The organism is Streptomyces yerevanensis, from assembly GCF_000716805.1.
Taxonomy (GTDB): domain Bacteria; phylum Actinomycetota; class Actinomycetes; order Streptomycetales; family Streptomycetaceae; genus Streptomyces; species Streptomyces flaveus.
In genome coordinates this window covers 1-264 of sequence record NZ_JNWJ01000271.1, presented here as the reverse complement: position 1 = coordinate 264, position 264 = coordinate 1, and the positions used below count along the sequence as shown (strand labels likewise).

The following is a 264-nucleotide window of genomic DNA, read 5'->3' as shown; positions in this document are numbered from 1 at the left end:
CGAGCACGTCCGCGTCTTCCCGCTGTCCAACTGGACGGAGCTGGACGTGTGGCAGTACATCGCCCGGGAGAAGATCGAACTCCCGCAGATCTACTTCGCGCACCAGCGTGAGGTGTTCCGGCGCGGTGGCATGTGGCTGACCGCCGGTGACTGGGGCGGGCCGAAGGACGGTGAGAGTGTCGAGAAGCGCCTGGTGCGCTACCGCACGGTGGGTGACATGTCCTGCACCGGTGCCGTGGACTCCGACGCCACCACGCTGGACGC

At 67.4% G+C, this 264-nt stretch carries 1 protein-coding gene; it reads left to right on the top strand.

All coding sequences use genetic code 11. The annotated features are described in order from the left end of the window. On the top strand, window positions 1-264 hold a 264-nt coding region (locus OP79_RS49385), incomplete at both ends, for a phosphoadenosine phosphosulfate reductase domain-containing protein (RefSeq protein ID WP_033329964.1).